Source organism: Algisphaera agarilytica, from assembly GCF_014207595.1.
Lineage (GTDB): Bacteria > Planctomycetota > Phycisphaerae > Phycisphaerales > Phycisphaeraceae > Algisphaera > Algisphaera agarilytica.
Window position 1 is genome coordinate 2,009,476 of the sequence record NZ_JACHGY010000001.1, and the last position, 12,754, is coordinate 2,022,229.

11 protein-coding genes are annotated in these 12,754 nt (G+C 62.8%); 5 read left to right on the forward strand and 6 right to left on the reverse strand.

Annotated features, from left to right (window positions below; translation table 11 throughout):
- Positions 1-17 precede the first annotated feature (17 nt).
- The 4 genes from sufD to HNQ40_RS18610 form a co-directional block, all read right to left on the reverse strand.
- Entirely contained in the window at positions 18-1,337 is a 1,320-nt protein-coding gene (gene sufD / locus HNQ40_RS08430; protein ID WP_184677436.1) for a Fe-S cluster assembly protein SufD, read from the reverse strand.
- 82 nt (positions 1,338-1,419) lie between these two features.
- Entirely contained in the window at positions 1,420-2,190 is a 771-nt protein-coding gene (gene sufC, locus HNQ40_RS08435) for a Fe-S cluster assembly ATPase SufC (RefSeq protein ID WP_184679208.1), read from the reverse strand.
- A 66-nt stretch (positions 2,191-2,256) separates the two neighbouring features.
- A complete protein-coding gene (gene sufB, locus HNQ40_RS08440) occupies positions 2,257-3,765 on the reverse strand; it encodes a Fe-S cluster assembly protein SufB (protein ID WP_184677437.1) in 1,509 nt (502 codons plus the stop codon).
- Between the two features lie 298 nt (positions 3,766-4,063).
- The gene (locus HNQ40_RS18610) at positions 4,064-5,077 is read right to left on the reverse strand and encodes a 3'-5' exoribonuclease YhaM family protein (RefSeq protein ID WP_184677438.1); all 1,014 of its coding nucleotides are present in this window, start codon (positions 5,075-5,077) and stop codon (positions 4,064-4,066) included.
- A 137-nt stretch (positions 5,078-5,214) separates the two neighbouring features.
- Here HNQ40_RS18610 and HNQ40_RS08450 point away from each other — a divergent pair, with 137 nt between their 5' ends.
- The 3 genes from HNQ40_RS08450 to HNQ40_RS08460 are packed head-to-tail and all read left to right on the forward strand — an operon-like array spanning position 5,215 to position 9,918.
- Positions 5,215-6,603, forward strand: a complete 1,389-nt coding sequence (locus HNQ40_RS08450) for a sulfatase-like hydrolase/transferase (RefSeq protein ID WP_184677439.1) — start codon at positions 5,215-5,217, stop codon at positions 6,601-6,603.
- Positions 6,604-6,623: 20 nt separating this feature from the next.
- A complete protein-coding gene (locus HNQ40_RS08455; RefSeq protein WP_184677440.1) occupies positions 6,624-8,483 on the forward strand; it encodes a beta-agarase in 1,860 nt (619 codons plus the stop codon).
- Between the two features lie 31 nt (positions 8,484-8,514).
- Positions 8,515-9,918, forward strand: coding sequence for a sulfatase-like hydrolase/transferase (locus tag HNQ40_RS08460; protein WP_184677441.1), 1,404 nt, complete (start codon positions 8,515-8,517; stop codon positions 9,916-9,918).
- Between the two features lie 116 nt (positions 9,919-10,034).
- Here the strand turns inward: HNQ40_RS08460 and HNQ40_RS08465 are convergent, their stop codons facing one another.
- Complete coding sequence (locus tag HNQ40_RS08465) at positions 10,035-10,625, reverse strand: paraquat-inducible protein A (protein ID WP_184677442.1); 591 nt, start codon at positions 10,623-10,625, stop codon at positions 10,035-10,037.
- Entirely contained in the window at positions 10,622-11,368 is a 747-nt protein-coding gene (locus tag HNQ40_RS08470; RefSeq protein ID WP_184677443.1) for a hypothetical protein, read from the reverse strand. Before HNQ40_RS08470 ends, HNQ40_RS08465 begins: the two co-directional genes overlap by 4 nt.
- 144 nt (positions 11,369-11,512) lie before the next feature.
- Between HNQ40_RS08470 and HNQ40_RS08475 the strand changes: the two genes are divergently transcribed.
- Together HNQ40_RS08475 and HNQ40_RS18300 are read left to right on the forward strand one after the other, a co-directional pair.
- Positions 11,513-11,899: a Fur family transcriptional regulator gene (locus HNQ40_RS08475; RefSeq protein ID WP_184677444.1), complete on the forward strand. Its 387-nt coding sequence runs from the start codon at positions 11,513-11,515 to the stop codon at positions 11,897-11,899.
- A gap of 42 nt (positions 11,900-11,941) precedes the next feature.
- The gene (locus tag HNQ40_RS18300; protein WP_315852769.1) at positions 11,942-12,718 is read left to right on the forward strand and encodes a type II secretion system protein; all 777 of its coding nucleotides are present in this window, start codon (positions 11,942-11,944) and stop codon (positions 12,716-12,718) included.
- The last annotated feature ends 36 nt before the right edge of the window (positions 12,719-12,754 follow it).

The window sequence follows — 12,754 nt, forward strand, 5'->3', positions numbered from 1 at the left end:
CGTTTCCTGACCGAGGATTATACCTCGATGCTCAGGTCGTAGGCCTTGGGCAGCTTGGCGATCATCTCGCGGGCCAGCAGCCGACGCACGGGCACCAGCTCCATACGATCGAAGCCCTCGGCGGCAAACGCGTAGATCAGCATCGCACGGGACACGTCTTCGGACAGGCCACGCGACATGAAGTAGAACACGCTTTCGGGGTCGACGGCACCGGTGGTGCAGCCGTGGGTGCACTGGACGTCATCCGCGTAGATCTCGAGCTGCGGCCGGGCGTTCACGCGGGCCTCTTCGCTGAGCAGCATGTTGCGGTTGGATTGCACAGCGTCGGTCAGCTGGGCGACTTGGTCGACGATGATCCGACCGGTGAACACGCCGCGGGACTTGCCGTTGAGGATGCCCTTGTAGAACTGACGGGATTCGCAGTCGGGCGCGGCGTGGTGGACACGCATCGCGTTGTCGAGGTGTTGCTCGTTGTGGCCGACATACAGGCCGTTGATCAGGCAGTGGGCGTTCTTACCCGCCAGCGTGGGCAGCACGTTGTTTCGCACCAGCTTGCCGCCGAGCAGCACGGTGTGCGAGCGGATGTCGGCTTCTTCTTCGAGGTGGGCATATAGCGACGAGACGTTGTACGCCGACTCGGATTCCTTCTCGAGCAGGTAGTGGTGGACCTTCGCACGCTCGGCGGCGAAGACCTCGGTGATGGCGTTGTTGAGGTACACCGCGTCGTCCGAGAGCGTGACGTAATGCTCGATGACGGTCAGCTCGGCGTTTTGCTCGGCGACCACGACGTTGCGCGGGTGGGTGGCGATGGGCTCGGCCGTCCCCCCGGAACCAGCCGTGGCGATGCTGAGGATGTGCAGCGGCTTGTTGGCGGCTTGGCCTTTGGGCACGTGGACGAAAACGCCGCCTTCGATGCTGGCGTTGGACAGCGCGGTGAACGGGTCGTCGGTGTCACGGGTTAGCTGGCCGATGTACGGCTCGAGCATCGCGCGGTGCTCGCACGCGGCTTTGCGCAGCGTGCAGCAGGTGATGCCGTCGCCCAGCCCGGCGGGGTCGTCCGACAGGTGGGCCTGGTAACGACCGTTGACGAACACCAGCGTCACGTCTTCGAGTTCGGGGATCGCAAATTGCTGGGCTTGTTCAAGCGACAGCACTTCGTCCTCGACGGCCGACACAAAGTTGTGGGCCTTGAGTTCGCTGAGGTCGGTGAAGCGCCACGACTCGTTTTTACGGCCGGGCCAACCGATTTTGTTGAAGGCGATGCGTCCGGCTTCGCGGAGAGGGTTAAGCCAGGACTGGCATTCAGGTATCGGACGGTTGGGGGTCACATCGATCACGTGGTCAATTGTACGGGGTGTTTCGAGGGTGCTCATGGGTTCACCTACGGAGGGTCGTTAAGAAAGTCTAGGCAGCGGCGGATCAACCGACGGCGAACGCTTCGTTCACCCCGTAAGGTGCGTAACCGGTCTTCTCGAGTTCGGTGGCGAGTTCCTTGCCGCCGGACTTGATGATCTGGCCCTTGACCAGGATGTGCACGTGGTCGGGCTCGATGTAGTCGAGCAGGCGCTGGTAGTGGGTGATGAGCAGGAAGCTGCGGTTGCCGTCGCGCATCGAATTCACGCCGTCGCTGACGATCCGCAGGGCGTCGATGTCCAGGCCCGAGTCCGACTCGTCGAGGATGCCCAGCACCGAGTCGAGCACGGCCATCTGGAAGATCTCGAAACGCTTCTTCTCGCCGCCGGAGAAGCCTTCGTTGACGTTGCGCTTGAGCATCTCGAACGGCACGTTGATCTGCTCGGCCTTCGCACGGAAGTGCTTGAGCAGCGAGCCGGCGTCGAGTTCTTCTTTGCCTTCGAAATCACGCTTGGCGTTGACCGCGGCCTTGAGGAACTGCATCGAGCTCACGCCGGGGATTTCGACGGGGTATTGGAAGGCGAGGAAGACGCCGGCGTTTGCCCGTTCGTCTGCGCCCATCTCCGAGAGGTCTTCGCCGTTGAACAGGATCTCGCCTTCGGTGATCTCGTAGTCTTCCTTGCCCGCGAGGACCTGCGAGAGGGTCGACTTGCCCGAGCCGTTGGGGCCCATGATGGAGTGGACTTCGCCGGGCATGATCTTGAGGTCGACGCCGTGAAGGATCTCGACGTCGGGGTCGTCTTCGAGGCGGACGTGGAGGTTTTTGATTTCGAGCAGGGGGGTGGTCATGGTGCGTTCTCTTGCGCGGGTGTGTTTAAGTTGGGTGTCGTGTGGTTCGGGGACTTAGCCGACGCTGCCTTCGAGGCTCACGGCCAGGAGTTTGTTCGCTTCCACGGCGAACTCCATGGGCAGCTCGCTGAAGACTTCTTTGCAGAAGCCGTTGACGAGCAGGCTCAGCGCGTCTTCCTCGCTAATGCCGCGGGCGGTGCAGTAGAACATTTGGTCCTCGGCGACCTTGGTCGTACTCGCTTCGTGTTCCGCGGTGGCGGTGGGGTTGCGGATGTCGACGTAGGGGAACGTGTGGGCCCCGCACTGGTCGCCGATGAGGATCGAGTCGCACTGCGTGAAGTTGTGGGCGTTCTTGGCCTTGGGGTTCATCTGCACCAGGCCGCGATAGGTGTTGTGGCCCTGGCCGGCGGAGATGCCCTTGGAGATGATCGTGCTCTTGGTGTCTTTGCCGATGTGGATCATCTTCGTGCCGGTGTCGGCCTGCTGACGGAGGTTGGTCAACGCGACCGAGTAGAACTCGGCCTTGGCGCGGTCGCCACGCAGGACGACCGAGGGGTACTTCCAGGTGATGGCGCTGCCGGTCTCGACCTGGGTCCAGGAGATGTGGCTGTCGTCGCCTTTGCAGACGCCGCGTTTGGTGACGAAGTTGTAGATGCCGCCCTTGCCGTTTTCGTCGCCGGGGTACCAGTTCTGGATGGTCGAGTACTTGATCTTGGCATTCTTGTGCGCGACCAGCTCGACGCACGCGGCGTGGAGCTGGTTCTCGTCGCGCTGCGGGGCGGTGCATCCCTCGAGGTAGCTGACCTCGGCGTCTTCATCGACGATGATGAGCGTCCGCTCGAACTGCCCGGTGTTGCGGGCGTTGATACGGAAGTAGGAACTCAGCTCCATCGGGCACTTCACGCCCTTGGGCACGTACACGAAGCTGCCGTCGCTGAAGACGGCGCTGTTGAGCGCCGCGAAGAAGTTGTCGGAGTAGGGGATCACCGTGCCGAGGTACTGCTTGACCAGCTCGGGGTGTTCCTTCACTGCTTCGGAGAACGAGCAGAAAATCACGCCCGCCTCGGCGAGCTCGTCTTGATACGTCGTCTTGACCGACACCGAGTCGAACACCGCGTCGACCGCGACCTTACGGCCTTCGCCTTGCCCCTCACCCGCCAAGGCCTCGGCGGGGGAGACGTCGTCGATGCCCAGCAAGGCTTTCTGTTCGCTCAGGGGGATGCCGAGCTTGTTGTAGGTTTCGAGGATGGCCGGGTCGATCTCGTCGAGGCTGCCGGGGCCCTTTTTGGGGGCGGCGTAGTAGCTCAGGGCCTGGTAATCGACCGGCGGGTAGCCGTAGGGCAGGAACACCCACTCGGGCTCTTCCATCTTTTCCCAGTGGCGCAGGGCCTTGAGCCGCCAATCCAGCAGCCACTGGGGCTCGTCCTTTTTGGCGGAGATGAAGCGGATGATGTCTTCATTGAGGCCAGGCGGGGCGAATTCCTGCTCGATGTCGGTCACGAAGCCGGCGGTGTACTCGCGGCGCGACTCGGCAATTTCGGCAACTTCTGCGTTGGTAGTCATTTAAAACTCTCCGAAGAGATAATCGGGCTGCATGGGGAGCAACCAAGTGTAGCCAGCGTTGGCCGGCCGAGCTATGTCGGGTACTAATAGGACTCTTTTTGTACTATAGCACCACTAAACCAAGATTTCGAGTCGCCAGGGCCATCTGCCCGGGACTAACCCACGGTTTTCGATACAGATTCCACGGTTTACGACAAATCTGCTTGAAAACCACTCTGGCCGGGCTTTTGTGGGTCTGTGAGCCGTGCGGGAGCAATCGGCTCGCAGGTGTGATCCGGGTTCACTTAAGCCGTGCGGATCAGGCCGAGCCGTCGGGGACGGTGGTGGGGTCGGGCTTGAACAGCTTGGTGTCCAGGGCCCAGATCTTCTCGGTGAACAGGCCGTTGGCATTGGGCTTGGGCGTGGTCGGGCGAGTCTCCGCTATCGACATGTTCATCTTGGCGTCGAGGTTGTCGAGGTTGCTGATGAAGATGGCTTCGGGGGTCGCGGGGACCTTGAGGGCGCCGTATTCGGGGATGCCGTGGTGGCTGAAGATGATGTGGGTGAGGACCTGGAGGATGGCATCGGGGACTTTCAGTGCCGCTTCGCCGAGCTCTTCGTCTTCACAGGCCTTGGCTTTGGCGTCGAGCAGGATCGCGCCCCGGCCGATGTGGCCGACGAGTTGGCCGTCTTGCGAGTAGCCGAAACCCTGGAGCCAGGTCAATTCCTGGCACTTGCCCAAATCGTGCAGGAACAGGCCCATGAGCACAATGTCGCGGTTGAGCTGGGGGTACAGCGGCAGCAGTGCGTCCGCCCCCTTCATCAGGCTCAGCGTGTGCTCGAGCAGCCCGCCGAGGTAGGCGTGGTGCATGGTCATCGCGGCGGGGGCCTGGCAGAACTTGCCCATCAGATCGCCGTCTTCGAGGTAGCGGTCGGCCAGCGACTTGATCGCCGGGTGTTCGAGGCTCTGTAGCAGGCTGAGTACCTCGCTGAACATCTGATCGATGTCGTTTTCGGTGCAGGGGAGCAGGTCCTTGAGCTCGTTGTCGGTGGGTTCGTGGGCACGGATGTCCTGCACGATGATCTGCATCTCGCCCTGGTAGGGTTGGGTGGAGCCCGCGGCCCAGACGAAGCCATCGGTGGGCAGGGTGGCGAAGTGGTCTTCGGTGATCGACCACATCCGGGCGGGGGTACGGCCGGTTTTGTCGGCGAGCAGACATTTAAGGAACGGCTTGCCGTTCTTGGTCATCCCGAGCTGGGCGTTCTGGATGGCGAACACGCCGTCGAGGTTCTGGTTGGCTTGGAGATCACGGATGTAGGCACGGGTGGACACAGATCAAATTCCTTGTCGGTGGGGCGGACGGGCCATCGTAGCCGGGGACGCCGCAGCCCGCTATGCGGGAAAGTGTTGACGTATTTTCAACTTTCATGTTATATTTTTGCATCACCTCCTCCCTCGGAATCACCGTCATGAAATCTGTGTGCTTGTTCCTGGTCGGTTTGTTCCTGTCGCTGTCCGCCTCGGCTGTGGTCGCGGAGAAGCCCAACATCATCATGATCTACGCCGACGACATGGGCTACGGCTGCGCCGGTTCCTACGGCGACACCAACCTCGTGCCGATGCCCCATGTCGACCGCCTCGCCGCCGAGGGCGCGCGCTTCACCGACGGCTACGTCACCGCGCCCGGCTGCGGGCCCAGCCGATACGGCCTGCTGCTTGGTGCGTACCAACAGCGCTTCGGCGTCCAGCACAACCGCGATACCTGGGAGAAGATCCCCAGCTGGCCCACCGAAACCGCCGAGAGCAACCGCATCCCCTCGGGCCACCTCTGGATGAACCAGGCCCTGAGCACCGCGGGCTACACGACCGCGCTCGTGGGCAAGTCCAACCTCCCGCTCTATCCCAACACCACGTTCGACGAGACCTGGTCGCCCATGACCTTCGGCGGCGACTACTTCCCCGACGAAACCGGCTACTACGACGGCGTCGGCGAAGTGCGCCACTACCGCGGCTACAAGCGCATCATCTGGGGCCCCGAACGCGTCGGCGATGAATACCTCACCGACCGACTCGGCCGACAAGCTGTGGACTTTATTGAACGCAACGCGCACCAGCCGTTCTTTCTTTATCTCGCCTTCAACGCGCCGCACAGCCCGATGCAGGCCAAGGCCGCGTACAAGCCGCGCGTTGCTCACCTCGAAACCGAGGCCACGAAGCTCTACGGCGCCATGATGATCTCGATGGATGAAAACATCGGCCGGGTGCTCGACGCCCTCGAACGCATGGGCATCGACGACAACACCATCGTGGCCTTCTCCAGCGACAACGGCCCGTCCTTCGCCTACCGCGTGGACTGGCCCGAGGATTGGCCGCGAGAACTGCTCGGCAGCGCCGGCCCTTTGCGTGCCTACAAAGGCTCGTTCTACGAGGGCGGCATCCGTGTGCCCTACATCATCCGTTGGCCGGGCAAGATCAAAGCCGGGCAGGTGTTTGAAGACCCCGTGAGCACGATGGACCTGTATCCCACCTTCGCCGCCGCCGCGGGTGCCCAGGTGCCGGAGACGACGCAGCTCGATGGCGTGGATCTCTTGCCGTATCTCGACGGCGACAAGACGGGCCTCGCCGACCGCACGCTGTACTGGTGGTGGTACGACCAGGGCTCGATGCGCCGCGGCCCGTGGAAGATGGTGTCCTACGGCGAGCAACGCGAGCTCTTCAACCTCCACGACGACATCGGCGAAACCACCGACCTGTCCAAGAAGCACCCCGACATCTTCAAAGAAATGACGAGCGACTACGACGCGTTCCGTGCCAGCATGCCGCCGGTGCTGCACCCGCACCCGCAACTGATGAAATAACCCTCTTCGGAAATCCAAACATGAAATCGATCCTGTCCGGCCTTTTGCTGTCGGCGTGTTTCGCCACCCCAGCCTCGACTGAGCCCGTCACGCTCACCGTCGACCCCGCCACGGTGCGGTCCATCGGCGGCATCACCACGCTCGAGCGCGAGAAGTACATCACGATCCACGCCACGCCCGGCGAGATCGACATGTCCGACGAGATGCTCCGCTACATCGAAGACGAGCTCGAGGCCCACTACGGCCGCGACGGCGGATCACAATCGCAGTACATCAAGTCCACCCCGGCGGATCCCGACAACCCGCTCATGCCCGACGTCGAGCACATCCGTCAGGCGGGCGAGGCCCACCGCGCCGAATACGCCGCCAACCCCGAGCGTTACCGCCCCGAGTCGATGCGCGAGGTCGTGTTCTGCACCCACCCCAAGTGGGTGATGGGTCGGCCTGGCAACGACTATGCCCCGTTCGGCCCGACCACCGCCGAGGCCACGGCCGAGTTTTGTGCGCAGTTCCTCAAATACTTCTTCACCGACGAAACCCGTCCGAATTACTACGAGGTCTTCAACGAGCCGTTCGTCAAAGCCAAGCAGATGAACACCACCGCCGAAGAGATCTCGCGTCACCACGTCGTGACCGCTCGGCGGATCCGCGAACTGCTGCCCAACGACGACATCCTCATCGGCGGTTACTCCGCCGCGTGGGCCGAGGTCGAGGGCCGCAACTTCGAGCACTGGAACAGCTGGCAGAAGACCTTCATGGATATTGCGGGCGAAGAGATGGACTTCTTCTCCACCCACCTCTACGACGGGGTCAACGTCAAGGGCACCCACGCCGAGCGCACCGGCAGCAACGTCGTGGCGATCATGGACCTCATCGACAGCTACAGCTACATCAAGTGGGGCGTCGCCAAACCGCAGACGATCACCGAGTACGGCCGGCTGATTCAGAACGACGTGGACAAGGCCTGGCCCGACCGTCTTCGGCGTGAGCTTGCGCTGCAGGGCTCGTTCAATGGCATGCTCATGATGTACCTCGAGCACCCCGACCGGCTGCTCAAGACCGTGCCGTTCATCCTCGGCGTGGGGTCGTGGAAATACGGCGATGCCGAGCGTGGCCCGGTCGATCCGCCGTCGGACTTCTTGCTGTGGCGTTGGACGGGCGACAACTATGTCACCACCGGGATCGATCTGTTCTACCGCTTCTGGAAGGGCGTCGAGGGCGAGCGGCGGGTGGCCTTTGCCGACGACCCCGACATCCGCACGCACTACTTTGCGGACGGCCTGCGGCACACGCTCATGATCCACAACATGGACAGCGAGCCGCGGACCGTGAAAATTCAGGGCTTGGGCGACCTGGACATCGCCAAGGTCAGCCTGCGCTCACTTGGCTCGCGTGACGATGCGCCCATGCTCACGGAACAAGTGCTCTTCGGCCTGCCGGAAGAAGTCACCATCAGCGCCACCGAGGCGGCCGCGGTCATCATCGATCTGCGTGAGACGTTCCCCGCGACACAGACCGTCGAAGAAACGCGGGTGTACGCCGAGAACTACCTCGAAGAGATCGAAGCCGATCAACCCCTCGAGTTCACTTACAAGAACGTGCCGACCGGCGAGGGCACCGCGGCGCTCCGCCTGAGCATCGGCCGAGTCCCCGGTGCCTCGCTGCAACCCAAGGCTTGGGTCAACGGCACCGAAGTCCAAGTTCCCACCGACTGGGCCGGCAGCGTGCAGGAAGGTCGGCCGCGCTTCTTCGGCATGATCGAAGTGCCCGTGCCCGTCGAAGCCCTCGCCGAGAACACCACCGTGAAACTCGTCTTTCCCGACAGCGGCGGCAAGGTCGCCAGCGCGGTGCTGCAGACGAATCTGATTGCGAACGATTAATCGCTGCCTCAAACCGTACCAAGGATCCCCCATGCTGACTCGCTTCTTGTTCACACTCACGGCTTGCTTGGCCACGCTGACGCCGAGCGTCTCGGCTGTGGCGGGCGATACGTCCAAGCCCAACATCATCCTCATCTTCGTCGACGACATGGGCTACGGCTGCTCGGGTGCTTACGGCGACACGAATCTTGTGCCCGTCCCCAACATCGACCGCATCGCCCACGAAGGCATCCGCTTTACCGAGGGCTACGTCACCGCGCCCGGCTGCGGTCCGAGCCGATACGGCTTGTTGTATGGCGCTTACCAACAACGCTTCGGGGTCCAGTTCAACACCGATGCCTACAGCAAGCTCCCGCAGTTCCCCAACGAAACGCTCGACAACAACCGCGTCCCCGACACGCAGCCCATGATGCCGATCCCGCTGAGCGAGGCGGGCTACACCACCGGGCTGATCGGCAAGTACAACCTGCCGTGCTACCCCAACACGCCGTTCGACGAGACGATGTCGGTCGTACACTTCAGCAACGACTTTTGGCCGGATGAGAACGGGCACTACGACGGCGTCGACGAACCCAAAGCGGTGGGCGGACACAAAGACATCTACTGGGGCCCGAAGCGTGTGGGTGACGAATACGTGACCGACCGCATGGGCCGGCAGGCGGTGGACTTCATCGAGCGTCACGCCGACAAGCCGTTCTTCCTGTACCTCGCGTTCAACGCGGTGCACAGCCCGATGCAGGCGAAGGAAGCGTACAAGCCGCGCGTCGCTCACCTCGAAGGCGAAGCCCGTCAGCTCTACGGCGCGATGATGATCTCGATGGACGAGAACGTCGGCCGGGTGCTTGATGCGCTGGATCGCATGGAGATTGCCGACAACACGCTGGTGGTGTTCAGCAGCGACAACGGCGCTTCGTTTGCCTACCGCGTGAAGTGGCCCGAAGACTGGCCCGAGGTGTTGTTGGGTAGCTCGGGCCCGCTGCGTGCCCACAAGGGATCGTTCTACGAAGGCGGCATCCGCGTGCCGTTCATGATGCGCTGGCCCGCGAAGTTCGAAGCGGGGCGGGTGTTCGAGGAGCCGGTCAGCACCCTGGACCTGTACCCGACGTTCTGCTCGATCGCCGGGGCAGAGCTGCCCAAAGAAGCCATGATCGAAGGCAAGAATCTCATGCCTTACCTCGACGGTGAAAAGACCGGCCTTTCCGACCGCACCCTGCAATGGTTCTGGAACGACACCGGCTCGATGCGTAAGGGCGATTGGAAGCTCGTTGCCTACGGCGACCGCCGAGAGCTTTACAACCTTAAAGAAGACATCGCCGAGAAAAATAACCTCGCCAAGAAGCATCCCGAGCTCTTCCAGGAACTCAACGCCGAGCACGACGCGTTCCGCGCCGAGATGCCCCCGCGGCTGCACCCGATCGAACTCAAGTTGAAGTAAACGCCAGAGCTTACGCGCGACGGCCGCAGCTGTGATGCATCGCAGCTACGGCCGTTTTCATGCGCCCGAAGCTTTCCGCGACGCGTGGCGTCGCAGTTATTTTGACTCATCACTGTTCACTGATCACTCATCACTTCCGCCCGATACGGGCGGACCTTATGCAGCGCGATCGACGCGGCCATGCTCAGCAGGATCGACACGGCAAACGCCCAGATCGCCCAGCGCAGGTGCAGTTCCGTGTCGCCGGGCAGGCCCTTGATCGCCAATACGAGCAGGCCCAGCACCATGACGTCGAGCATGGAGAACTTGCCGAGGTGAGACGTCAGTTTCACTGCGACGTGCGGGCGGACGCCGAGGCGCAGGGCCGCGGCGCCCCACGCCATGACAGCCAGCTTGAGGGCGGGGAAGACCACCGAGAAGGCGAAGAGCAGTGCGGCGACAAGCGTGCTGCCGCGCTCGGAGGAGTGGCGCATCGTGTCGATGCCGCCGAGGATCGAGTAGGTGCGCGGCTCGAGGTCGTCGGGCTCGAACAGACGCACCCACACATCCAGGTCTTCGCCCGCGCTCGGAATGATCGTCATGCACGGCCCGATCAGCCCGAGACCCAACCCGATCGCGCTGAGCATCAGCAGATTCGCCACGATCGCCAGACGCGTCGCGGTCATGCGTTTGCCCTTGGGTTTGACAGGGGTGTCTGCGGTACTCATGGGCTGTTGGGACTGGATAACGCTTCGATCAAACTCTGCAGCGGCTGGGCGGTGTCGGTGGTGCCGATGACGATGCGCTTGATCGCGTTGGTTTCGGTTTCTTCAAAGGTCAGGGTCTGGTCGCCCTGCAGGAGGTCGGCGACGTTGATGACGACCTGGCCCGCCTCGTCTTTGCCCAGGCCGGTGGGGTCTTCGTCCCAGACGTCGATGGTGAGGGTCTGGTCGTCGGTGGCGTTGATGATCGCGCCCTGGTTGAGGGTGGAGCGGAGCTCGAGCTTGCCTTCGCCGAGCATGGGCAGGGCCTCGGCGACGTCGATGGTGATGGGGTCCCACAGGCCGATGAGGGTGTTCTCGCGGGTGTCGCTGGTGTAGCCGGTGTGGCCGTTCCAGGTAAGGCTGTAGCGGATGTCGGGGGCCGACTTGTCGAGCTTGTCCCAGGTCTTGTTGCCGGGCTGGCGGGGGTAGAGCTCGATGGTCTTCACAAAGACGTAGTAGTCCCGTCCGATCTGCAGGGTGAGCGGGGCGGGCGAGGCGGTGGGATCGCTGCCCGAGCCGTTCGGGTCGGCCCGGGTCGGATCGTCCGGGCCCCACGCGAGGTAGCCCGCGATGACGCCGACGACCAGCGCGATCGGCAGGAGGCCGAACAACCAGGCCCAGGTGCGCCGTCCGCGGTTGGCGGGGGCGGGGGGCGTCGAGGCCGGGGGGGAGGGGGTGCCGGAAGTGGGGGGTGGGCTTTGGGCCATGCTTCAACCTTAGTCGGGCGACGGAGTTGCGCCAACGTGTATACGCGGGCAATCTCGGGCCTGTTTCCGCGGAATCGAGAGGTTCAGAGGGCAAGGGGAACCACCCCTTGAATTGCGAATCGATTATCAATAACTTGTGACTAGATGTGTCCCCGTACCGCCAACCAGCGTCATGTTGTTCGTCAGGTCATTGAAACGGCCGACCGTCCGCTGAGCCCGCAGGAAATCCTCAAGCTGGCCCACGTCAAGCAGCCAACCCTCGGCATCGCCACGGTTTACCGTGCGGTCAAGGCGGGCACGGAGCAGGGCTGGCTGGTCCCGGTCGAGATGCCTCACGGCCCGACCCGCTACGAACCCGCGGGCAAGGCCCACCACCACCATTTCGAGTGCACCGACTGCCACGCCGTGTTCGGCGTCGAGGGCTGCCCCGGCCCGATGAACAGCCTCGTGCCGAAAGGCGCCGAGCTGACCGACCACGAAATCTTCCTTTACGGCCGGTGTGCGGACTGCCGCGAGCCCTCCAGTGGTTGAGCCGTCTTGATTGATAGTGATAACTTGTTATCATGACGGGTTGTGCCGGATTTTAAGTCGCGACAACCCGGTTTCACGCTCATCGAGTTGCTGGTTGTGATCTCAATCATCGCATTGATGGTGGGTATCCTCCTGCCCGCCCTCGGCAGCGCCCGGCGTACCGCGAAAACGATGAAATGCCTGGTCAACGTCAGGAACATGCAGGTCGCCCACTGGACCTACATGACCGACAACGACGGCTACTTCATTCAGGCGAATCTCTCGCACAGCGGCATCGTCCACTACAACCCGGACGGAACCCCGATCGTGCCGTGGCTCGAGACGCTTGAGGATTATTACGGGTCAGCATTGCTCCACCGTTCGCCGGTGGACGAGAGCCCGCACTGGGGCCCTGCGCCCGACGGCCAGCCGATCACGGGCGCTCCGATTAACCAGCGGCGGGTCACCAGCTACGGCATCAACAACTATTTGGTGGACATCGGCTCGGGTTTCAATCCCAACGGCACCGGGCCGCCCTATAAGCGCCTCATCCAGGTGCCCAATCCTTCGGCCAACGTTCACTTTTTGATCATGGCTTACGAAGGGGCGTACGCGGGAGCAGACCACCCGCACGTCGAGAGCTGGGGGTTCTTCGGCGCGGCCGGGGCGCCGCAGCTCGCGGCACAACAGGTCCAGATCGACGCTCACGGCGGGCCGCCCGCGGCGGCGGAGTCCAAGTCCAACTGGGGCTTTCTCGACGGCCACGCGGTGACCGCCGAGTTCAGCGAAGTGTATTTCGACGCGACGGAAAACAACTTTGATCCAGAGGTTGCCAACTAAGTGGGGGCAGCGAAATTTAGTTCTTACAGGAGATTG